This window comes from Xanthobacter versatilis, from assembly GCF_043193975.1.
Lineage (GTDB): Bacteria > Pseudomonadota > Alphaproteobacteria > Rhizobiales > Xanthobacteraceae > Xanthobacter > Xanthobacter autotrophicus_E.
In genome coordinates this window covers 620166-641875 of record NZ_JBAFVB010000001.1, presented here as the reverse complement: position 1 = coordinate 641875, position 21710 = coordinate 620166, and the positions used below count along the sequence as shown (strand labels likewise).

The 21710-nt window shown below is 69.6% G+C and carries 22 protein-coding genes; 14 read left to right on the top strand and 8 right to left on the bottom strand.

Annotated elements, in window-relative coordinates; all coding sequences use genetic code 11:
• Window positions 1–29: 29 nt before the first annotated feature.
• Complete coding sequence (locus V5F66_RS02845) at window positions 30–1790, bottom strand: acetolactate synthase 3 large subunit (protein ID WP_041576535.1); 1761 nt, start codon at window positions 1788–1790, stop codon at window positions 30–32.
• A 471-nt stretch (window positions 1791–2261) separates the two neighbouring features.
• Between V5F66_RS02845 and V5F66_RS02840 the strand changes: the two genes are divergently transcribed.
• From V5F66_RS02840 to lpxK, 7 genes are all read left to right on the top strand, one after another.
• Complete coding sequence (locus V5F66_RS02840; RefSeq protein ID WP_012113508.1) at window positions 2262–2750, top strand: hypothetical protein; 489 nt, start codon at window positions 2262–2264, stop codon at window positions 2748–2750.
• A 37-nt stretch (window positions 2751–2787) separates the two neighbouring features.
• Window positions 2788–3732 carry a 4-hydroxybenzoate octaprenyltransferase gene (gene ubiA, locus V5F66_RS02835; RefSeq protein ID WP_394001853.1) on the top strand — a complete coding sequence of 315 codons (945 nt, stop codon included), beginning with the start codon at window positions 2788–2790 and terminating at the stop codon, window positions 3730–3732.
• Window positions 3733–3907: 175 nt separating this feature from the next.
• Window positions 3908–4744, top strand: a complete 837-nt coding sequence (locus tag V5F66_RS02830; protein WP_394093186.1) for a 3'(2'),5'-bisphosphate nucleotidase CysQ — start codon at window positions 3908–3910, stop codon at window positions 4742–4744.
• Window positions 4745–4756: 12 nt separating this feature from the next.
• The gene (locus V5F66_RS02825) at window positions 4757–5002 is read left to right on the top strand and encodes a DUF4170 domain-containing protein (RefSeq protein ID WP_012113505.1); all 246 of its coding nucleotides are present in this window, start codon (window positions 4757–4759) and stop codon (window positions 5000–5002) included.
• Window positions 5003–5164: 162 nt separating this feature from the next.
• Window positions 5165–5878: a lysophospholipid acyltransferase family protein gene (locus V5F66_RS02820; RefSeq protein ID WP_012113504.1), complete on the top strand. Its 714-nt coding sequence runs from the start codon at window positions 5165–5167 to the stop codon at window positions 5876–5878.
• Entirely contained in the window at window positions 5875–7170 is a 1296-nt protein-coding gene (locus V5F66_RS02815; protein ID WP_012113503.1) for a 3-deoxy-D-manno-octulosonic acid transferase, read from the top strand. The genes V5F66_RS02820 and V5F66_RS02815 overlap by 4 nt, the downstream gene beginning before the upstream one ends.
• Before the next feature lie 2 nt (window positions 7171–7172).
• Window positions 7173–8204: a tetraacyldisaccharide 4'-kinase gene (gene lpxK / locus V5F66_RS02810; protein ID WP_394093185.1), complete on the top strand. Its 1032-nt coding sequence runs from the start codon at window positions 7173–7175 to the stop codon at window positions 8202–8204.
• 13 nt (window positions 8205–8217) lie between these two features.
• Here the strand turns inward: lpxK and V5F66_RS02805 are convergent, their stop codons facing one another.
• The gene (locus V5F66_RS02805; RefSeq protein ID WP_394050012.1) at window positions 8218–8589 is read right to left on the bottom strand and encodes a DUF423 domain-containing protein; all 372 of its coding nucleotides are present in this window, start codon (window positions 8587–8589) and stop codon (window positions 8218–8220) included.
• Between the two features lie 440 nt (window positions 8590–9029).
• Here V5F66_RS02805 and acs point away from each other — a divergent pair, with 440 nt between their 5' ends.
• Entirely contained in the window at window positions 9030–10985 is a 1956-nt protein-coding gene (gene acs, locus V5F66_RS02800; protein ID WP_394001846.1) for an acetate--CoA ligase, read from the top strand.
• 251 nt (window positions 10986–11236) lie between these two features.
• On the opposite strand, the gene V5F66_RS02795 is transcribed toward acs, so the two are convergent.
• From V5F66_RS02795 to V5F66_RS02785, 3 genes are all read right to left on the bottom strand, one after another.
• Entirely contained in the window at window positions 11237–11509 is a 273-nt protein-coding gene (locus V5F66_RS02795; protein ID WP_012113499.1) for a hypothetical protein, read from the bottom strand.
• 105 nt (window positions 11510–11614) lie between these two features.
• Window positions 11615–12004 carry a TIGR02301 family protein gene (locus tag V5F66_RS02790; RefSeq protein ID WP_041575259.1) on the bottom strand — a complete coding sequence of 130 codons (390 nt, stop codon included), beginning with the start codon at window positions 12002–12004 and terminating at the stop codon, window positions 11615–11617.
• A gap of 47 nt (window positions 12005–12051) precedes the next feature.
• Window positions 12052–12519, bottom strand: coding sequence for an NUDIX hydrolase (locus V5F66_RS02785; protein ID WP_012113497.1), 468 nt, complete (start codon window positions 12517–12519; stop codon window positions 12052–12054).
• A gap of 240 nt (window positions 12520–12759) precedes the next feature.
• Between V5F66_RS02785 and V5F66_RS02780 the strand changes: the two genes are divergently transcribed.
• From V5F66_RS02780 to V5F66_RS02770, 3 genes are all read left to right on the top strand, one after another.
• Complete coding sequence (locus tag V5F66_RS02780) at window positions 12760–13323, top strand: HD domain-containing protein (RefSeq protein WP_049775885.1); 564 nt, start codon at window positions 12760–12762, stop codon at window positions 13321–13323.
• Window positions 13320–13826 carry a tyrosine phosphatase family protein gene (locus tag V5F66_RS02775; RefSeq protein WP_012113495.1) on the top strand — a complete coding sequence of 169 codons (507 nt, stop codon included), beginning with the start codon at window positions 13320–13322 and terminating at the stop codon, window positions 13824–13826. The genes V5F66_RS02780 and V5F66_RS02775 overlap by 4 nt, the downstream gene beginning before the upstream one ends.
• 314 nt (window positions 13827–14140) lie before the next feature.
• Window positions 14141–15310: an MFS transporter gene (locus V5F66_RS02770; protein WP_012113494.1), complete on the top strand. Its 1170-nt coding sequence runs from the start codon at window positions 14141–14143 to the stop codon at window positions 15308–15310.
• Window positions 15311–15407: 97 nt separating this feature from the next.
• On the opposite strand, the gene V5F66_RS02765 is transcribed toward V5F66_RS02770, so the two are convergent.
• Window positions 15408–16334, bottom strand: coding sequence for a class I SAM-dependent DNA methyltransferase (locus V5F66_RS02765; protein ID WP_394093184.1), 927 nt, complete (start codon window positions 16332–16334; stop codon window positions 15408–15410).
• A gap of 64 nt (window positions 16335–16398) precedes the next feature.
• Here V5F66_RS02765 and V5F66_RS02760 point away from each other — a divergent pair, with 64 nt between their 5' ends.
• On the top strand, window positions 16399–17445 hold the full coding sequence (locus tag V5F66_RS02760; protein WP_394093183.1) for a ligase-associated DNA damage response exonuclease: 1047 nt from the start codon (window positions 16399–16401) through the stop codon (window positions 17443–17445).
• On the top strand, window positions 17442–19070 hold the full coding sequence (locus V5F66_RS02755) for a cisplatin damage response ATP-dependent DNA ligase (protein ID WP_394093182.1): 1629 nt from the start codon (window positions 17442–17444) through the stop codon (window positions 19068–19070). The genes V5F66_RS02760 and V5F66_RS02755 overlap by 4 nt, the downstream gene beginning before the upstream one ends.
• 113 nt (window positions 19071–19183) lie before the next feature.
• On the opposite strand, the gene V5F66_RS02750 is transcribed toward V5F66_RS02755, so the two are convergent.
• Window positions 19184–19861: a S24 family peptidase gene (locus tag V5F66_RS02750; protein WP_012113490.1), complete on the bottom strand. Its 678-nt coding sequence runs from the start codon at window positions 19859–19861 to the stop codon at window positions 19184–19186.
• Window positions 19862–20020: 159 nt separating this feature from the next.
• On the opposite strand from V5F66_RS02750, the gene V5F66_RS02745 reads away from it, so the two are divergent.
• The gene (locus V5F66_RS02745) at window positions 20021–20383 is read left to right on the top strand and encodes a DUF952 domain-containing protein (protein WP_394093181.1); all 363 of its coding nucleotides are present in this window, start codon (window positions 20021–20023) and stop codon (window positions 20381–20383) included.
• On the opposite strand, the gene V5F66_RS02740 is transcribed toward V5F66_RS02745, so the two are convergent.
• Window positions 20384–21709, bottom strand: coding sequence for an MATE family efflux transporter (locus V5F66_RS02740; protein ID WP_394093180.1), 1326 nt, complete (start codon window positions 21707–21709; stop codon window positions 20384–20386). It abuts the gene before it with no gap.
• Window position 21710: the final 1 nt, after the last annotated feature.

The following is a 21710-nucleotide window of genomic DNA, read 5'->3' as shown; positions in this document are numbered from 1 at the left end:
GCGCGTGCCGCCCCGCTCGCGACCGTGCCTCAGACCAGCATCTTGCCCTCGTCGGTGATGGCATCGTCGAGGTCGATGGCCATGTCGCCGAGGATCATCTCGTTGTGGGCGCGGCCCGACGGGATCATGGGGAAGCAGTTCTCCTGCTGGTCCACGATGCAGTCGAAGATCACCGGCCGCTTCACGTTGATCATCTCCTGGATCGCCGCGTCGAGGTCGCCGGGCTTCTCGCAGCGGATGCCCACGCCGCCGTAGGCGTCGGCCAGCTTCACGAAGTCGGGCAGCGCTTCCGAATAGGAGTGGGAATAGCGCCCGCCGTGCAGCAGTTCCTGCCACTGGCGCACCATGCCCATGTAGCGGTTGTTGAGGATGAAGATCTTCACCGGCAGGTCGAACTGCACCGCCGTGGACATCTCCTGCATGTTCATGAGGATGGAGGCCTCGCCCGCGATGTCGATGCACAGCGCGTTCGGGTGGGCCTTCTGCGCGCCGATGGCGGCGGGCAGGCCGTAGCCCATGGTGCCGAGGCCGCCGGAGGTCATCCAGCGGTTCGGCTCCTCGAAGCGGAAGAACTGCGCCGCCCACATCTGGTGCTGGCCCACTTCCGTGGAGATGTAGACGTCCTTGTCCTTGGTCGCCTCGTACAGCCGCTCGATGGCGAACTGCGGCTTGATGATCTCGTCGGACGGGCGATAGGCGAGGCAGTTGCGCGAGCGCCAGCGCTCGATCTGCGTCCACCAGGCGGCGAGCGCCGGCTGGTCGATCTTCAGCGACCTTGCGTTCCAGGCCTCGACCATGTCGGCGAGCACGCGGGTGCAGTCGCCGATGATGGGCAGGTCCACCTTCACGTTCTTGTTGATGGAGGAGGGGTCGATGTCGATGTGGATCTTCTTCGAGCCCGGCGCGAAGGCGTCGAGGCGGCCGGTGATGCGGTCGTCGAAGCGCGCGCCGATGCAGACCATCACGTCGCAATCGTGCATGGCCATGTTGGCCTCATAGGTGCCGTGCATGCCCAGCATGCCCAGCCACTGCCGGTTCGCCGCCGGGAAGGCGCCAAGGCCCATCAGCGTCGAGGTGACCGGCACGCCGGTGAGGCGCGCCAGCTCGCGCAGCAGGCGGCTCGCCTCCGGCCCGGAATTGATGACGCCGCCGCCGGTGTAGAAGATGGGCTTCTTCGCGCCCGCGATCATCTCCACCGCGGCGGAGATCTGCGCGTCCTCGGCCTTCAGCTTGGGGCGGTAGGTCTTGTGCTGGATGTTCTCGCGGCCGATGTAGGTGCCGGTGGCGAACTGGACATCCTTGGGGATGTCGACGACCACCGGGCCGGGCCGGCCGTTCTGCGCCACGTAGAAGGCCTCGTGCAGCACGCGTGCGAGGTCGTTCACGTCGCGCACGAGGTAATTGTGCTTGGTGCAGGGCCGGGTGATGCCCACCGTGTCGCATTCCTGGAACGCGTCATTGCCGATGAGGTGGGTCGCCACCTGCCCGGTGATGCAGACGAGGGGAATCGAATCCATCAGCGCGTCGGTGAGGCCGGTGACCGCATTGGTCGCGCCGGGGCCGGAGGTGACCAGCACCACGCCGACCTTGCCGGAGGAGCGGGCATAGCCCTCCGCCGCATGGACCGCGGCCTGCTCGTGGCGCACCAGGATGTGCTCGATGGCGTTCTGCTGGAACAGCGCGTCATAGATCGGCAGCACCGCCCCGCCCGGATAGCCGAAGAAATGCTCGACCCCCTGGTCGGCGAAGGCGCGCATCACCATTTCGGCGCCGGTCATCTGGATGCTCATGGTCTGCAACTCCATCAGGGGCGCCTTCGGCCCCGCCGGGCTCACGCCGGCAAATCCTGCATCAACGCCGGCCTTGCCGGCATCTCGGTCACGAATGGCGGCCGGTGCCGGACGCCGAAGCCCTCAGGGCCGAGGCCCTTCAGAAACGACGAAGGGGCCCGAAGGCCCCTCGTCACGCGCCACCTCGTCTGCCGCAGCCCTCAGGCTGGACAAAAAGTGGCGCGCCACCCTACGAGAAGAATAACGATCTTGCGCATGTCGGCGCCGTCCCTTTCAAAAGTTGCGCGAAGCTACCCATGCGCAGGCCGCACGTCAAGCGCTGCCACAGGACTTCCGACGCCGGACTGCAAAATTCCGTTAGGGAACGAATGATAGGCTCTGTTCGCCGTCCGCCCCGATATTGCCCCATCTTTGGGCTGTGTATATCACCACAAGGTTCCGCAGGGGTGGAATGAGGAGGGGCTCGGCCTCATGAAGAAACTGACGCTCGCATTCGCCACGTCGGCCATATTGGTCGGGACCGCGCTGTCGACAGGCGCCGCCTTGGCGGATTGCCAGAGCGATGTCGCTTCCGTGCGCGGGGAGCTGGAGGAAAAGGGTAAGGCCCTGCAGGCCGCCATCAAGAAGAAGGCCGACCCGCAGACCCTGTGCCCGCTGTTCCGCGCCTATGCCACCGCCGAGAGCAAGTGGGTGAAGTTCCTGGGCGACAACAAGGACTGGTGCCAGATCCCGCCCCAGGCCGTCGATAACGCCACTAAGGGTGCCAAGAAGACCGTCGAGATTCGCAACAAGATCTGCGAAGCCGCCGCCAATGGTGGCGCCGCCCCCGGCGGCGGTGCCGCCAAGCCGCCACCGCAGGGCTCCATGTCGAGCGCGCTTGGCATCACCACCGGCTACAGTCTCGGCTCGCAGAAGAGTGGCGGCGTGTTCGACACGCTGAACGGCAACGCGCTGAAGTGAGGTTGCCGGATTGCCTTCCAGTTCCAGCGAAGGGGCGATGACCCCTCCCGTCGCCGATGCCGTCAGCGGTAATTGGGTAGATCGTTTCGCACCCCTGCGCGTGCGTCCCTACCTGCGGCTTGCCCGTCTGGACCGGCCCATCGGCTCGTGGCTGCTGCTGCTGCCGTGCTGGTGGTCTACCGCGCTCGCCGCCATCGCCGACGACGCCCCCTATCCGGATCCCCGGCTGCTGGTGCTGTTCGCCATCGGCGCGGTGGCCATGCGCGGCGCCGGCTGCACATGGAACGACATCCTCGACCGCAAGATCGACCGGCAGGTGGCGCGCACCCGCAACCGCCCCGTCGCCTCGGGCGCCGTGAGCGTGCCGGCGGCCTTCGCCTTCCTGGTGGCGCAGGCCCTGATCGGCCTCGCGGTGCTGCTGTCCCTGCCCCATTTCGCCATCATCACCGGCCTCGCCTCCCTTGGCGTGGTGGCAATTTACCCCTTGATGAAGCGCGTCACCTCGGTGCCGCAGCTCATCCTGGGCATCGCCTTCTCGTGGGGCGCGCTCATGGGCTGGGCCAGCGTGATGCGCACCATCGCCGATCCGGCCCTGCTGCTGTTCGCCGGCTGCGTGCTGTGGGTGTTCGCCTACGACACCATCTATGCCCACCAGGACAAGGAGGACGACGCCATCGTGGGCGTGCGTTCCACCGCACTGCTGTTCGGCCGCGGCACCGCGCTCGTGGTGGCGCTCTGCTACACTTTGGTGGTGGTCCTGTTCGGCATCGCCCTGCTTTCGGTGCCGTCGGGCCCATTCGCGGTGATGGGCCTGATCGGCTTTGCCCTGCATCTGGCGGGGCAGGTGCGCCGGCTCGACATCGACGACGGTGCCCGCTGCCTCGCCGTGTTCAAGTCCAACCGCGACGCCGGCCTGATCCTGTTCGCGGGCCTTGCCCTCGACACGCTCGTGCCCAACACGCTCGCGCCGCTCCTGCCTTAGGGCGTTTTCGAGCGAAGTAGGCACCGCTCCGCGTGAAGAAGGCGCGAACTCAACCAGACAGGGCGTTCACCGCGCGCCAGCGCGGGCGGAAAGCGCTCTCGGCGGGGCGCGCATTGACGCAGTGCAGCACAAGTCTCCTTGCCTCGGGACGCCGACGCCCCTATGTGGCAGGCCCATGAGCGTCGAGCCCACGCGCGGCCCCGACGGGCCTGCCCCCGCCCCCCTGGCGCGCCAGCTCACCGAAACGGTGACGGCGGCGGGCGGGATCGCGCTCGCCATGTTCCAGGCCGGCGTGAAATCCTGGACCAAGGACAACAACTCCCCCGTCACCGAGGCGGACATGGCGGTGGATGCCTTCCTCCACCGCCACCTCACCGCGCTGGATGCCGGCATCGGCTGGCTTTCCGAGGAATCCGCCGACGGCCCGGCCCGCCTCGGCACCCGCCGGCTGTGGGTGGTGGACCCCATCGACGGCACCCGCGGCTTCATGGCCGGCGGCCATGACTGGGCGGTCTCGGTGGCGCTGGTGGAAGAGGGCCGGCCGGTCCTCGCCGCCCTGTTCGCGCCCGCCACCGGGGAGCTGTTCACCGCCGAGGCGGGCCGTGGCGCCATGCTCAATGGCGCCCCCCTCAAGGTGGCGCCGCGCCACACCCTCGACGGCGCCCGGGTGGCCGGCCCCCCTGCCGATCTGGACGCCCTCGCCCGCCGTGCGGCGGTGGAGCGCCTGCCGCGCGTGCGCTCGCTGGCTTTGCGGCTCGCCCGCGTCGCCACCGGCGAGATCGATGTCGCCTTCGCCGCCGGCAACAGCAATGACTGGGATCTGGCCGCCGCCGACCTCATCGTGCACGAGGCCCACGGCCTCCTGACCACCCGCGACGGCACCCCGCTCACCTACAACGCGCCGGAGCCGCGCCACCCCGCGCTGCTCTGCGCCGGCCCCGCGCTTCACGCCGCGCTGGTGGAGACCGCGCCGCAGCCCCCGTTTTTCAACGCCACTTTAGATCAGCGCTAGTTGGGACAAGCCATGACTGACACGCAGAAACAGTTGCCGCACCTCGTTTTCGGCGGCGAGCTCACCACCCTCGACGGCTCCGAGTTCAAGGATCTGTCCAAGCTCGACATCGTCGGCATCTTCCCCGACTATGCCAGCGCGGCCGCCGCCTGGAAGGGCAAGGCACAGCAGACGGTGGACAACGCCCTGATGCGTTATTTCGTGGTGCACCTGCACCGCCTGCTCGATCCCGAGACCGGCAAGGTCCAGGGCAGCTGACACCACACACGCCCGCCCCTGAGGGACGGGCCCCATGAGAGGAAAGCGGCCGGGTCGCACAGGCCCGGCCTGTTCTTTCGTCTCCAAGATCGAATAAGAAGGGGCGTCGGCTGGACCCGCGACAAGCGGCCGGCCGCGCAGCCCGGAGCAAAAGACCAAAAGATGTGGCGGCGACTGAGGACAAACCACGCCTTCAAGGTGGCGGCGGGCACGACGTTCGCGTCCTATTTCAAGCTCGTGGCGCGCACCACGCGGTTCGTGATCGAGCCCCCGGACATCTTCGAGACCATCGACGAGCGCATGCCAGTGATCATCACCTTCTGGCATGGGCAGCATTTCCTCACGCCCTTCGCCATGAAGCCCCACCACAAGGCCAAGGTGCTCATCTCCCGCCATGCGGATGCGGAGATCAACGCCATCGCCGCCGAGAAGCTCGGGGTGGGCACCATCCGCGGCTCGGGCGCCACCTCCCGCAACGATTTCCATCGCAAGGGCGCGGTCTCCGCGACCTATGAGATGCTCGATACCCTGGAACAGGGCATCAACGTGGCCATGACCGCCGACGTGCCGAAGATCGCCCGCCGGGCCGGTCTGGGCGTCGTGACCATTGCGCGGTATTCGGGACGCCCTATCATCCCGCTCGCCATGGCCACCCGCAACCGCATCACCCTGAAGAGCTGGGACCGCGCCAGCCTCAACCTGCCGTTCGGCCGGGGCGCTGCGGTGGTGGGCGAGCCCATCTTCGTGCCACGCGATGCCGACGAGGCGACCATGAAGGCGGCCCGCGACCTGGTGCAGGCCCGGCTCGAAGCCGCCACCGCCCGCGCCGAGGCCCTGGTCCTGGAAACCTCGGCCGCCGGAGCCGACTCCGTATGAAGGGTCGCGCCCTGCCCCTGACCCTGCGCCTCTACCGGGGCGCGAGCGCCGCGGCCTCGCTTCTCGCGCCGGCCTGGCTCTCCTACCGGGTCCGCAAGGGCAAGGAAGACCCGACCCGCCTCGCCGAGCGGCGCGGACACCCCAGCGCCGAGCGCCCGGACGGGCCGCTGGTGTGGGTGCACGGGGCCAGCGTCGGCGAGGTGATCTCGGTGCTGCCGCTGATCGAGCGGCTCGACGCGCGCGGCTTCAAGGTGCTGTTGACCTCGGGCACCCTCACCTCCAGCCGGGTGGCCGCGGCCCGCACCCCGCCCGGGGTGATCCACCAGTTCGTGCCCCTGGACGCGCGCGGCTTCATCGCCCGCTTCCTCGACTATTGGGCGCCCGACCTCGTGCTTCTGGCCGAATCGGAGCTGTGGCCCAACCTGATCGCGGAGCTCGGCCGGCGCGGCACGCCGGTGGTGCTGGTGAATGCCCGGCTGTCCGACCGCTCGGCCAAGCGCTGGGCACGCCTGCCCAAGAGCGCCCGCGCCTTGCTCTCGCGCATCGACCTGTGCCTCGCCCAGAGCGAGGAGGACGCGGAGCGCTACCGCTCGCTGGGAACACCGCGGGTCGAAATCTGCGGCAATCTCAAGTTCGACGTGCCGCCGCCTGGCGTCGATCCCGCCGAGCTGAAGCGCTTCGGTGTCGCCGTGGGCAAGCGCCCGGTGCTGCTTGCCGCCTCCACCCACGAGGGGGAGGAAGGCGCGATCATCGAGGCCCACCGCATCATCACCTCCCGGATTCCCGACTTGCTCACCATCATCGCCCCGCGCCATCCCGAGCGCGGTACCGAGGTGGCGGAGCTGGCCGAGGCCGCAGGCCTTGCCCCGCGCCAGCGCGCCTTCGACGAGTGGCCCGACGCGGATACCGGCATCTATGTGGCCGACACCATCGGCGAGCTGGGCCTGTTCTACCGCCTCGCGCAGGTGGCCTTCCTGGGCGGCTCGCTTGTGGAGCATGGCGGACAGAATCCCATCGAGCCGGCCAAGCTTGGCACGGTGGTGCTCCACGGCCCCCATGTGTGGAACTTCGCCGCCGTCTATGACGCCCTCGACGCCGGCGAGGGCGCGGCGGAAGTGGCCGATGCCATGGGCATCGCCCGCGCCGCCTATGCCCTGATCAAGGACAGCCAGCTCCAGGGCCACATGGCCGACGCAGCCTTCGCCACGGTCACGGGGCTGGGTGGCGCGTTGGATCGCACCCTCTCGGCCATCGAGCCCTATCTCATCCAGATCCGCCTCGAGGCCCGCTGAGGATGCGCGCGCCCGCCTTCTGGTGGCGCCGCCCGGGTGTTGCGAGTGCCCTGCTCTCCCCCATCGGCGCCGTGGTGGGCGCCGTCGCGCTGGCCCGCATGGGCAAGGCCGGCGGGCGGGTGGATGCGCCGGTGCTGTGCATCGGAAATCCCACCGTGGGGGGGGCGGGCAAGACGCCCACCGCCATCGCCCTCCTTGACCGCCTCACCGCCCGTGGCGCCACGCCCTTCGCCCTGCTGCGGGGCCATGGCGGCTCGGCGCCGATGCCGTTGCGGGTGGATCCGGCGATCCACGGCGCCGACGCGGTGGGTGACGAGGCCCTGCTGCTCGCCCGCCACGCCCCCACCATCGTCGCCGGCGGCGCGCGGCTGGCCGGTGCGGCGATGGCGGTTGAGGCGGGCGCGAGCCATATCGTCATGGACGACGGCTTCCAGAACCCGTCCCTGCACAAGGATGTGTCGGTTCTGGTGGTGGATGGAATGGTGGGCGTCGGCAACGCCTGCGTCACCCCCGCCGGCCCGCTGCGGGCGCCGCTCCTGCCCCAACTGGCTCGCGCCGATGCAGTGCTGGTGGTGGGCGACGGCAGCGCGGGGGACAGGGTGGCGGCCGAGGCCACTCAGGCGGGATGCACCGTGCTGCGCGGCTGGCTGGTGCCCGATCCGGCGGCCGTGGCGGCGTTACGCGGAATGCCTCTCATCGCCTTCGCTGGCATCGGCCGGCCGGAAAAATTCTTCGCGACGCTGGAAGCCGAAGGGCTGGCCCTGCTGGCACGCCACGCCTTCGCCGACCACCATCCGTTCCGCCCCGCCGAAATCGCCCGGCTCGTCGAAGCCGCGCGGGCGCAGGGCGCACGGCTGGTGACCACGGAAAAGGACCGGGCCCGCCTGACCGGCCCGGCCTTCGCGGGACCCGAGTTCTCAGGCGTCCTCGACGCCATCGCCCCCCTGCCGGTCACCCTCGCCCTTGACGCGCCGCACGCGCTCGACGCCCTTGTGGACCGCGCCGAAGCCCGCTTTCAGGCCCGGCGCACGTAGAAGGCGAAGAGGCTCAGGCCCGGCGCGCGACGAGGGCGCTGGCCCCGACCGTCAGCCAGCCAAGGATCATCAGCGAGCCGCCGAAAGGCGCGCTGCCGCCCAGAAGCTTGACTTCCATCAAGGCCCGCGACGCCAGATCACCGGAAAACAGCAGGGCACCGAGCGCGATGGCGCTCGCGCCCAGTTGCAGCACCACGCGTCCGCGTCCCAGCAAAAGGCTGAGCGCGCCAAGCCCCACGAGGGCCGCGGCGTGGAACAGGAGGAAGTGGGCGGCCGTCTCCAGGTTCGCCCCGCCGCCCACATGGGCCGCGGCGGCGGCGGAGGCAACGCCCGCGGCCCCCATGAGGCCGGCAAGGACGAGAAGAACACGAGTCCAGGGGGTCATGACGCAAAGTCCGGTACGGGAGGGGGACGCATAAGTCTCGCCACAGGGTCTGGCATCTCGCACGTGCGGCGGTTCGGTCCTTCTATAGGGCGACGGCCGCACCTGCGAAATGGCGGTATGCTGCGGCATGTGGGTGTCGTTCGGGAGGGCTGCGGTTTAGCTTTTCCACCGGGGCAAGGGCCGATCAGGTTGCATCGGCCCGAGGGGCGAGTGCGGCCACGAAAGCAAGCAAAAATAACAGCTTGCGCGATCGGCTTGCGATTCAGGCCGGCCGGCGCGGGCTCTGGCGGAAGCGACGAAGGGCTATGCACCCAAAGTCGGTCTCGCCACCGCCTTGTGGAGCTTCCTGCCTCTCCCCATAATCCGGCGCAACCAAGGCGGAACAATTCGCCGCAAACGAAGGATCGCGGGAAACGCGCCCGCGCGAGGGAGGCAAGAGCATGTCCGACAAGATCTACGACGTTCCCTCCGAATGGGCCCAAAAGGCCTATGTGGACGATGCGCATTATCAGTCCATGTACGCCGCCTCGGTGAACGACCCCCATGCGTTCTGGGGCGAGCACGGCAAGCGCATCGACTGGTTCACGCCCTATACCAAGGTGAAGAACACCTCGTTTGATCCCGGCCACGTCTCCATCAAGTGGTTCGAGGACGGCATCACCAACGTCGCCTACAATTGCGTGGACCGTCACCTTGAGACCCGCGGCGACCAGGTGGCCATCATCTGGGAAGGCGACAGCCCGGACGAGAGCCGCAACATCACCTATCGCGAACTCTCCAGCGAGGTGAACAAGCTCGCCAACGTGCTGCGCAACCGCGGCGTGGAGAAGGGCGACCGCGTCACCATCTACCTGCCGATGATCCCCGAGGCGGCCTTCGCGATGCTGGCCTGCGCGCGGCTCGGCGCGATCCATTCCATCGTCTTCGGCGGCTTCTCTCCGGACAGCCTGGCCGGCCGCGTGGCCGACTGCGGCTCCAAGTGCATCATCACCGCCGACGAAGGCCTGCGCGGCGGTCGCAAGGTGCCGCTGAAGGCCAACGTGGACGCGGCCATCGCCCAGATCAACGGCGGCGTGGACCATGTGATCGTGGTGCGCCGCACCGGCGGCAAGGTGGATATGCTGCCGGGCCGCGACGTCTATTACGACGAAGCCACCGCCATGGTCACCGACGAGTGCCCGGCCGAGCATGTGAACGCGGAAGATCCGCTGTTCATCCTCTACACCTCCGGCTCCACCGGCAAGCCGAAGGGCGTGCTGCACACCACCGGCGGCTATCTCGTCTATGCGTCCATGACGCATCAATACATCTTCGACTACCACCCCGGCGACATCTACTGGTGCACCGCCGACGTGGGCTGGGTGACGGGCCACTCCTACATCGTCTATGGCCCGCTCGCGAACGGCGCCACCACGCTGATGTTCGAGGGCATCCCCAACTATCCCAGCGTGTCGCGCTTCTGGGATGTGATCGACAAGCACAAGGTCAACATCTTCTACACCGCCCCCACCGCCATCCGCTCGCTGATGCAGGCGGGCGAGGAGCCGGTGAAGCGCACCTCGCGCTCGTCGCTGCGCCTGCTCGGCTCGGTGGGCGAGCCCATCAATCCGGAAGCCTGGGAGTGGTACTACCGCGTCGTCGGCGAGGAGCGCTGCCCCATCGTCGACACCTGGTGGCAGACCGAGACCGGCGGCATCCTCATCACCCCCCTGCCCGGCGCCACCAAGCTGAAGCCCGGCTCCGCCACCCGCCCCTTCTTCGGCGTGATGCCCGAGGTGGTGGACGCGGAAGGCAAGGTGCTTGAGGGCGCCTGCGAGGGCAACCTCGTGATCGCCGACAGCTGGCCGGGCCAGATGCGCACGGTCTATGGCGACCATGAGCGCTTCGAGCAGACCTACTTCTCCACCTATCCCGGCAAGTACTTCACCGGCGACGGCTGCCGCCGCGACGCGGACGGCTTCTACTGGATCACCGGCCGCGTGGACGACGTGATCAACGTGTCCGGCCACCGCATGGGCACGGCGGAGGTGGAAAGCGCCCTCGTCGCCCATCCCAAGGTGTCGGAAGCCGCCGTGGTGGGCTTCCCTCACGACATCAAGGGCCAGGGCATCTACGCCTATGTCACCCTGATGGACGGCGAGGAGCCCACCGAGGAACTGCGCAAGGAACTGGTGGGCTGGGTGCGCCGCGAGATCGGCCCCATCGCCTCCCCGGACCTGATCCAGTTCGCGCCGGGCCTGCCCAAGACCCGCTCGGGCAAGATCATGCGCCGCATCCTGCGCAAGATCGCCGAGGACCAGTTCGAGAGCCTGGGCGACACCTCGACCCTCGCCGATCCCGGCGTGGTGGAGGACCTCATCCACAACCGCCAGAACAAGCGCGACGCAGCCGCCTGAGCCGCACCGCCTTTCTGAAAACGAGACCGGCGCCCCTCGGGGCGCCGGTTTTGTTTTGGGAGAGGGTTGGAGCGGGAGGAGCGTTCCTTCCTGTCCGCCGTCATGGCCGGCCTTGAGCCGACCATCCACGCTGCGCGGCTGGGACGGATTTTCGAGCGCTTGCACCAGCGGCCCGGCGTGGATGCACGGCACAAGCCCGGGAAAGACGCTCCGGGCTTGATCTCAATCGCAGGGAATGAAGAGAAGCGCTCTCAGTGGGTCAGGCCGGCGACGGTGTATTCGCCCGCCGCCACGCGCTCGGCGACGCGGGCCATATATTCGGCGCTCGCGGTCTCGCCATAGGTGGCGACGAGGCTGCGCAGGGCGGTGAACAGAGCCGCCTGCACCAGGCAGTCTTCCTCCAGCCCCTCGCGCACGGCTTCCACCCACGCATCGTTCAGATAGGTGAGCGCGGCGTGGCGGTCGTCCGCGGCCATGTCAGCGATCTCGGGAAGGGCGATGGCTGGGGTGGGCAAGGTGGACACGGCAAGGCCTCCGCACCGCGAAAATCATGCGGCGCTCCGCATTCTCTAGCATGCCGCGCGCGGGCGTTCAGGCCAGTTCTGACCAAAAGGTTAACGCCGGAATTTTTAGTTTCCGCCGTAGCGCACCACGATGTCGTGGGCGAGCCGCGAGCCCTCGTCGAGCTGGCGTTCCACCGCCACCCGCGCCGCCGGCGTGCAGGTGCGGTAGACCTCCGCATAGCTGGAATAGCCCCGGTTGAAGCTCGATATGATCTTGGCCCGGCGCGCGTCGGAGGGCTGCTCGGTATCGATGAGCGCCTGCATCTCGGTGCGCCAGCGCTGCCCCTCGGAGGTCACGCCGCACAGCGGGCGCAGATAATGCAGCGCGCCGAGGATCTCGGCGAGCCTCATGAGGTCCCCGTCATAGGGCGGCGGGGCGCCCTCGGTCGGGCCCGCAGCAAAAGCGGGGGAAGAGAGCGCGAGCGCGCCGGCGGTGAGAAGAACGAGGATGCGCATGACCTTGCCGTTTCCGCGCCCACTCCTGCGGCGCGGCGGGCTTGCGGTCAAGGCTCGATCACCAGAAGGGCCGCCTGTGCCACCACCTCGGCGAGCCCCTCGGTGGTGGGCAGGGCAGCCACCTCGTTGGGACGGAACCAGCCCACCTCCGCCGCTTCCGCGCCCGGCTGCGGCTCGCCGGCGCGCCAGCGGGCGGCGTGGGCGATCACCACGAAATGAGCGGCAAGCTCGCCTTCCTTGTCGCGGATGATGATGTCCCGCGCGGCGGCGAGCCCCACGATGTCGGCGCTGACCCCCACCTCCTCCATCACCTCGCGCACGGCCGCTTCGGCCAGGGTTTCTCCGGGCTCCACCCGGCCGCCGGGCAGGCTCCACAGGCCGGCGCCGGGATTGGCGGCGCGGCGGGCGAGCAGCACCAGCGGGCCGCGAAACACGGCGGCGCTGGCCGCCAGCGTCGGGCGCACCGGTGCGCGCGGCGCGGCGGCGGGCGTCTGCGGCGAAAGGGTCTCGGTCATGGCAAAGCTCGCACTGGAAAGGCTCGCGCCGGGAAAGCTCAGGCGAAAGGGCTCGGCCCGCCCGTGACGGGCGGCTTGTCGTGGGTGGGCGGGAGCTTACCCTTCCCGTCAACCTGGAGCACGCGATTCGTGACGGCCGAGACGAAGCACCCCACACCCCCGCCCGAGGCGCCGGCGCCCCCCCGGCAAGCCCCGCCCGCCCGCCGGAAAACGCCGGCCCCGGCGCGGGCGTGGCAGCGCATGCTGTCGGGGCGGCGGCTCGACCTGCTGGATCCCTCCCCCCTCGACGTGGAGATCGAGGACATCGCCCACGGCCTTGCCCGCGTCGCCCGCTGGAACGGGCAGACCTCGGGCGCCAACATTTTCTCGGTGGCGCAGCATTCGCTGCTGGTGGAGCGCCTGTCGCGGCGCTCCCACCCCGACCTCGACCCGCGCTGGCGGCTGTGCGTGCTGCTGCACGACGCCCCCGAATATGTGATCGGCGACATGATCTCGCCGTTCAAGGCGGTGCTGGGGGGCGACTACAAGGCGGTGGAGGCCCGGCTCCTGGCAGCCATCTCCCTCCGCTTCGGCCTGCCGACGGTCTGGCCGGCGCCGCTGGTCAAGATCGTGAAGGCATCGGACCATGCCGCCGCCTTTTTCGAGGCGACGCGTCTGGCCGGCTTCGCCGCCGAGGAGGCCAAGGCCTTCTTCGGCCGCCCGGCCCGCCTCGACGCTGCGGCGGAAAAGGACTATCTCACCCCATGGGAGGCGGAGACCGCAAAAATGCGGTTTCTGAAACGGTTCGAGGAGCTGAAGCCATGATCCATGTCTGCTCCCTCGCCAAGCTGCACGATACGGTCGAGACCACGGGCGCGCGGCATGTCATCACGCTCATCAACGGGAACACGGTGCTGACCCGTCCCAGCAATGTGGACCCCACCAACCATCTGTTCCTCGGCATCAACGACATCGTCGAGGAGATCGAGGGCATGGTGGCGCCGGATGAGACCCACATGCACGAGCTGTTCGAGTTCGTTCATGCCTGGCCGCGCGAGGCGCCCCTGGTGATCCATTGCTATGCCGGCATCTCGCGCTCCACCGCGGCGGCCTATGCCACCCTGTGCGCGCTGCTGCCGGATCGCGACGAGACCGAGCTGGCCCAGCGCCTGCGCCATGCCTCGCCAACCGCGACCCCCAATCCGCGCATCGTGGCGCTGGCCGACAAGGTGCTGAAGCGCGACGGGCGGATGGTGGCCGCCATCCACGCCATCGGCCGCGGCGCCGATGCGTTCGAGGGCGAGCCCTTCAGCCTGCCAGTGCGCTGAGGCGCCTTCGCGCGCGGCCCATGGCCGAAGAGGGAGGCGTCGCCTTCCCTTAGGGCATCTGCGCTCGGGATGAAGCGCTGGCGCCCCGGCACGTGCGCCTCTGCGTCATGGCCCATGCTTATGACGGGTGCCCCGATGTCGCGACAGCGTGATCCGCGAAAGCGGCGCGAGGCAATCGCGCTGCGACGCAGCATCCTCTAGAATGGAGGGGACATCGCTTCCGGCCCCTCAAGGCCGGGATCGCCCAGCCCCGCTTCCGACCCTGCCCGCCGGCGCACCGCCTTTGCTGCGGACCGTGCGGCCGGAGACTGCCCATGACCTCATCTTCCGCCAGCGCCGAGGGCGCCGGCTTCGGACGCATCTTCGCCATGGCCGCCGCCGCCGGCGTGGCGGTGGCCAACATCTATTACAACCAGCCCATGCTCGCGGTGATGGAGCGCGACCTGCCCGGTTCCCTCACCCCGCTGGTGCCTACGGTGACGCAGATCGGCTATGCCGCCGGCCTGTTCCTGCTGGTGCCTTTGGGCGACGTGGTGGAGCGGCGACGCCTCATCGTGATCCAGTTCGTGGCGGTGGCGGCGGCGCTGGCCTTTTCCGCCCTGGCGCAGGGGCCGCTGGCGCTGCTTGCCGCCTCCTTGCTGGTGGGCCTCGGCTCCACGGTGGCTCAGCAGATCGTGCCTTTGGCGGCCCATCTCGCCGCGCCGGAGAAGCGCGGCGCCACGGTGGGCATGGTGCTGTCGGGCATCCTCGCCGGCATCCTGCTCAGCCGCACCCTGTCCGGCTTCGTCGCCGCCCATGCGGGCTGGCGCGACATGTTCTGGCTGGGGGTGCCTATGGCATTGCTCGCCGGCGGGCTGATGGCACTGACCCTGCCCCGCAGCATGCCCGAGACCAGCCTGTCCTACGGCCGCCTCCTGGGGTCGCTCGGCGCCCTGTGGCGCGAGTTTCCCACCCTGCGCCGGGCCGCCATTACCCAGGCACTCATCTTCGCCGCCTTCATCGCCTTCTGGACCATCCTCGCCTTCCGGCTGGAGGGGCCGCCGTTCCACCTCGGCGCGCAGGCGGCGGGGCTGTTCGGCATCCTCGGCCTCGTGGGCATCCTGGCCGCGCCCCTGTCCGGCCGCTTCGCCGACCGCAAGGGCCCCGGGAGCGTGGTGCTCTGGGGCGCCGGCCTCGCCCTGGCGGCATGGCTCGTCTTCTTCGCCTGGCCCAGCATCGCCGGCATGGTGGTGGGCGTCATCGTGCTGGACTTCGCCATGCAGGGCGCGCTGGTGGCCAACCAGCACATCGTGTTCGCGCTGCGGCCGGCCGCCCGGGCGCGGCTGAACACCATCCTGATCGGCACCATGTTCGTCGGCGGGGCGCTGGGCTCAGCGGCGGCCACGCTCGCCTGGGGCTTCGGCGGCTGGCCGGCGGTGTGCGCGGCGGGACTTGGCTGCGGCGCCCTCGCTCTCGCCATCCAGGCCCTGGGCCGCAGGGGCTGACGATACCATCGGCCCCGGCCTTCGACCGGTGCCGAGCGCTCAAGCGCCGCGCGGGCTTGACCAAAGGCCTGTGAGCCAGGCTCATCGGCCTTTGGTGCTACCCCAGCACGCAGACGAGGCCGGGCACGGCCACGCCCTTTTCCGCGCGGGTGGAGGCCGCCTCCAGCAGCACCACGGCCAGCCCCGCCGCCTGTGCCAATGCGCGGACATGAGCTGCAGAATGGGCGTAGCGCAGGGTGTCGCGCAGGATCACCCCGTCGCCGTCATGGGTCTCCAGCGTGAAGGCGAAGAGTCCATCCGCTTTCAGCGCGCGCCGCGCCGCGTGGAAGAGCGGGGCAAGGTCGGCCACGTAGCACAGGGCATCGGCGGCGAGGATGAGGTCGAGGCCGGCTTCGGGCACGGCTTCCAGCGCCGCGCCCATCTCGCCCGCCTCCAGCCGGGCATAGAGACCGAGCCCCGCCGCCTTCTCCAGCATGGCCGGGGAGAGGTCCACACCCGCCAGCCGCTCCACCACCGTCGCGAACAGCACCCCGGCAAGCCCGGTGCCGCAGCCCAGATCCATGCCCTCGGCGAAGGCGAGGGTGCGGCCTCGCGCGGCCGCCGCGCGCGCCAGCGCCTCGAACAGCAGCTCCGGCCCGCGATAGGCGAGCTTGTCGCGCAGGGCGGTGTCGAAGCGGTCGGCATATTGATCGAACAGGGTGCGCACATAGGCCGACGACATGGCCCCCTCCGCCGGCGCCGCGCCGAGCCGGGCGAGGTGCAGCCCCGCCCCCAGCGCATCGTCGGGATCAAGCGCGCGCACCCGCTCAAAGGCCTTCGTCGCGCCGGCGCGGTCTGCCATTGCGGCACGCGCCTCGCCCAGCAGGAACCAGGCGGCGGCGAAATGGGGCGCGTCGGCCACGGTCTCGGCCAGCAGTTCGGCGCACGCGGCCGCGTCGCCCTCGGCGAGGAAGGCGCGGGCCCAGTCGAGCCGCCGGTCGAGCACCGGATCGCCGGACAGGAGGGTGAAGGCGGAATGAGCCACTTTACCGAAACCTCGCGAAACCGCTTTGGCTTCCCATATAGGCGGCAAGCCCTGCGATAAAGACATGCGCCCGGAAGACCTGCTCTGCCCCTCGCCCAAGGGCCTTTATTCCCCCGCCGGCGACTTCTATGTGGACCCGACGCGCGCCGTGTCGCGGGCGGTGATTACCCATGGCCATTCGGACCATGCCCGCGCCGGCCATGCCCATGTGCTCGCCACCCGGCAGACGCTCGACCTCATGGCCATCCGCTACGGCGAAGGCTTCGCCGGTTCGACCCAGGCACTGGCCTATGGCGAGGCGGTGGTCATCAACGGCGTGCGCGTCAGCCTGCATCCCGCCGGCCATGTGCTCGGCTCGGCCCAGGTCCGGCTGGAGAAGGACGGGCTCGTGATCGTGGTCTCCGGCGACTACAAGGACGCCGCCGACCCCACCTGCGCCCCGTTCGAGCCGGTGCGCTGCCACGTCTTCGTCAGCGAGGCGACCTTTGGCCTGCCGGTGTTCCGCCATCCCCCGGCGGCGGGCGAGACCGAGAAGCTGCTCGCCTCCGTGCGCATCTTCCCCGAGCGCACCCACATCGTGGGCGCCTATTCGCTCGGCAAGGCCCAGCGCATGATGGCGCTGATGCGCGCCGCCGGCCACGACGCGCCGATCTATGTGCATGGCGCGCTCACCGCCATCACCGATTATTATGAGGCTCAGGGCCTGGCGCTTGGCGACATCCGCCCGGTGAAGGGCACCGACAAGGCCGCCTTCGCCGGGGCGGTGGTGATAGCCCCGCCCTCCGCCATGACCGACATCTGGGCGCGGCGCTTCGCCGATCCCATCACCTGCTTCGCCTCCGGCTGGATGCGGGTGCGCGCCCGGGCCCGCCAGCGCGGCGTGGAGCTGCCGCTGGTGGTGTCCGACCATGCGGACTGGGACGGGCTCTGCGCCTCCATCCAGGCCACCGGCTGCGAGGAGCTGTGGGTGACCCACGGCGCTGAGGACGCTTTGGTCCACTGGGCCCAGACCCGCCAATTGCGTGCCCGCCCGCTCCACATGGTGGGCTATGGCGAGGAGGACGAGGAGGCGGCTCCCACTGAAGGCGCAGCGCCGGGGGCTGCGCCATGAACCGCTTCGCCGCCCTGCTCGACCGCATGTCCTATGAGGCCGGGCGCAACGCCAAGATCCGGCTGATGGCGGACTATTTCCGCACCACGCCGGACCCCGAGCGCGGCTTCGCCCTCGCGGCGCTCACCGGGGCGCTCTCCTTCGCCAATGCCAAGCCCGGCGTGGTGCGCGCCCTCATCATGGAGCGGGCCGACCCGGTGCTGTTCGAGATGTCCTACGATTATGTGGGCGACCTCTCGGAAACCGTCGCCCTCATGTGGCCGAGGCTGGAAGGCGCCCACGCCCACGCGCCGCTGCTGTCCGAGATCGTCCACGGCCTCTCCACCCTCTCGCGGTCCAGCCTGCCCCGGCGCCTCGCCGACTGGCTCGACGGGCTGGACGAGACGGGCCGCTGGGCGCTGCTGAAGCTCATCACCGGCGCCATGCGGGTGGGCGCCTCCGCCCGCCTCGCCAAGACCGCGGTGGCAAGCCTTGGCAGCGTCACGCCGGACGAGGTGGAACTGGTCTGGCCCGGCCTCGCACCACCCTATGAAGAGCTGTTCGCCTGGGTGGAGGGTCATGGGCCGCGGCCCGAGACCTCCAACCCCGCGCCGTTTCGCCCGGTGATGCTGGCCCACGCCATCGAGGAAGCCAATTTCGCCGACCTTGCCCCCGGCGATTTCAGCGCCGAATGGAAGTGGGACGGCATCCGCGTGCAGGCGGTGGCCGGCACCGGGGCGGATGGGGTGCGGGCGGTGCGGCTTTATTCCCGCACCGGGGAGGACATCTCCGAGGCCTTCCCCGATCTGGCGGACGCCATCGCCTTTAACGGCGCCATGGACGGGGAGTTGCTGATCGTCCGCGAGGGGCGGGTGGAGCCGTTCAACGTGCTCCAGCAGCGGCTCAACCGCAAAAGCGTGACGGTGAAGATGCTGGCGGAATTTCCCGCCCACATCCGTGCCTACGATTTGCTGGTCGATGGCGACGAGGACCTGCGCGCCCTGCCCTTCACCGCGCGGCGGGCGCGGCTGGAGGCGCTGGTGACCCGGCTGTCGTCGCCGCGCATCGACCTCTCCCCGCTGGTGCCCTTCGCCGGCTGGGACGACCTCACCCGCGCCCGCGCGGACCCCGCATCCGCCGGCGCGGGGCCGGACGCCGACGCGGTGGAAGGGGTGATGATCAAGCGCGGCGACAGTCCCTACCTGCCCGGCCGTCCCAAGGGGCCGTGGTGGAAATGGAAGCGCGATCCGCACACGGTGGACGCCGTGCTCATGTATGCCCAGCGCGGCCACGGCAAGCGCTCGTCCTTCTATTCCGACTACACCTTCGGGGTGTGGACGCAGGGCGAGGAGGGCGATGTTCTGGTGCCCGTGGGCAAGGCCTATTTCGGCTTCACCGACGAGGAGCTGAAGCTGATCGACGCCTTCGTGCGGCGCGCCACCATCAACCGCTTCGGCCCGGTGCGGGAAGTGGTGCATGAGAAGGACGAGGGGCTGGTGCTGGAAGTCGCCTTCGAGGGCCTCGCCCGCTCCACCCGCCACCGCTCCGGCATCGCCATGCGCTTCCCCCGCATCGCCCGCCTCAGGTGGGACAAGCCGCCGGGGGAGGCCGACCGGCTGGAGACGCTGGAGGCGCTGCTGAGGTAGGGTGACTTTTATACCATCGGCCCCGGTCTTCGACCGAAGCCAAGAGGGTGTCGCTCAGGCGCCGCGTGGGCTTCATGCCAAGGGCCGACGAGGCACACTCGCTGCCCTTGGCACTACTGGCTCGCCCAGATGATGCGGGCCATCCACTCCAGCTGGTCCAGCGGGATCTGCCGGTCCTCGTGGGCGGGATTGAGGGAGCGCAGCTCCACGTGGCGGGTGGTCTTGCGCACCAGCTCCTTGGCCAGCACCTCTCCCTCCCGGGTCTTCACCACCACCCGGTCGCCGCGCCGCACCGGCGTGCCCGGCGAGACCACCACGATGTCGCCGTTGCGATAGACCGGCTGCATGGAATCCCCGGCGATCTCCAGCGCATAGGCGTGCTGGTCCTCCACCTCGGGAAAGGCGATCTCGTCCCAACCGGTGCCGACGGGAAAGCCGGCATCGTCGAAGAAGCCGCCCGAGCCCGCCTGGGCAAAGCCGATCTGCGGGATGGCGTGGATCGGCCCCGTCAGCGGCTGGCTTTCCTCGGCGAAACCGTGGGCCCCGCCGTGGCGCTCATCGGCGGGCACCATCATGGCGAAGAACAGCTCGGCGCTGGTGCCGGTGGCCGACAGGGCCTTGGCGATGCTCTCGGTGGAAGGCCAGCGCAGGCGGCCGTCAGTGGTGATGCGCTTGGAACGGTTGAAGGTGGTGGGGTCGAGCCCGGACCGCCGCGCCAGTCCCGACGTGGACAGCCCATGCTGCTCCGCGAGTTGGTCGATGGCACGCCAGACCTGGCCGTGAGTGAGCATGGGGCTTCCGTGTCCCGCTACGTGAGTCCAGACAATAGGGATTTGTTCCCTTTTTGTACAGGACTTCTGTCCTGATGCAACCCTGGGGCGCATAAGGTTGCTGTTTTGTTCGATCCCGCGTAAGGGAGCCGCTGAAGATCCACGTCGCGGAGCTGCCCCGTGCCCGACCTCTCCCCCTCCCCTACTGTCATCTTCAAGATCTGCCCCGCTTCCCTATGGGCGCAGGCGGAGGCCGACGGCGTGTTCTCCGGCGCGCCGGTGGACCATGCCGACGGCTATATCCATTTCTCCACCGCCGCGCAGGCGCGGGAGACGGCAGCGCGGCATTTCAAGGGCGCGGGCGATCTCAAGCTGGTCGCCGTGACGGCCGAGCCCCTCGGCGCGGCGCTACGCTGGGAGCCCTCGCGCGGCGGCGCCCTCTTCCCCCACCTTTACGGCCCGTTGCCGCTCACCGCCGTATTGTGGGTGAAGGACCTGCCGCTGGGGCCGGACGGCGCGCACCTCTTTCCGGACATGGCCTGATCACGCCCCGAAGGTGCGGCGCTCCAGCGCCGGCAGGCGCAGCGCCTGGAACGCTCCCCGGGCAATGAGAAAGGCGAGGAAGGCCAGCCACAGGCCGTGATTGCCCAGCCCCCGCAGCCCCCACCATGCGGCAAGATAGACGGCGAGAGCGCACAGCATCAGGTTGCGCATGTCGCGCGACCACAGGGCGCCGATATAGACCCCGTCGAAGGCATAGGCGGCGACGCCCGCCACCGGCAGCAGCGCGGCATAGATGAGGAAATCGCGGGCCGCCGCGCGCACCTCCTCGCTCGTGGTCATGGCATCCACGGTGGCCGGGCCGATGGCGAGATAGAGCGCGCAGGCCACCAGCGCGAAGACGAGCCCCCAGATGAGGCACAGCCGCACTCCGGCGGCAAAGTCCGCCCGCCGGCGGCCGCCCACCGCCGCGCCGCAGATCTGCTCGGCGGCGGTAGCGAAGCCGTCGAGGAAATAGGCGGCCACCATCACCATGTTCTGGAGCACGGCGTTGGCGGCCAGCGTCACGTCCCCCGCCCGCGCGCCCTGCGCCGCGAAGAAGGAGAAGGCGAACATCAGCGCCGCGGTGCGGATCATGATGTCGCGATTGAGCAGGAACGATTCGGCGAGCCGCGCCCGGTTGAACAGCACCCCGCGCGGCAGGGCCACCGCGCCGCCGAGCATGCTCAGGCACAGGAGCAGCCCCGCCGCGGTGCCGGCGATCTCCGCCATCAACGTGCCGGCGGCGGCCCCCGCGACGCCCCACCCGGCGCCGAGCACCAGGACGGCGGTAAGCGCCATGTTGAGCAGGTTCATGCCCACCTGCAGCGCCAGCGCCCGGCCGGTGCGGCCGAGGCCCACCAGCCAGCCCAGCACCACATAATTGGCCAGGGTGAAGGGCGCGGCGTAGATGCGCACGGCATAATAGGCGCGCACCGCCGCGTTCACCTCCTCGCTCGCCCCGGCAAGGCCGAGGGCGGCATAGGCGATGGGCGCCTGCAGGGCGATGAGCACCAGACCCAAGGCGCCGGCGAGCAGCAGGGCGCGGGCGAGCACGGCACGCTCTTCCACGCCGTCGCGCCGGCCGACCGCCTGGGCGGCGAGGCCCACCGTGCCCATGCGCAGGAAGCCGAACACCCAGAACAGCATGTCGAAGATGACGGCGGCCAGCGCCACCCCACCCAGCAACGCCGCATCCCCCAGCCGCCCCACCACCGCCGCATCCACGATGCCGAGCAGCGGCGTGGTTAGGTGCGCCACCGTCATGGGCAGCGCGATGGCAAGCACCCGAGCGTGCGTGACCCGTCCGTCAGCAGCGGCGAGGGCCATG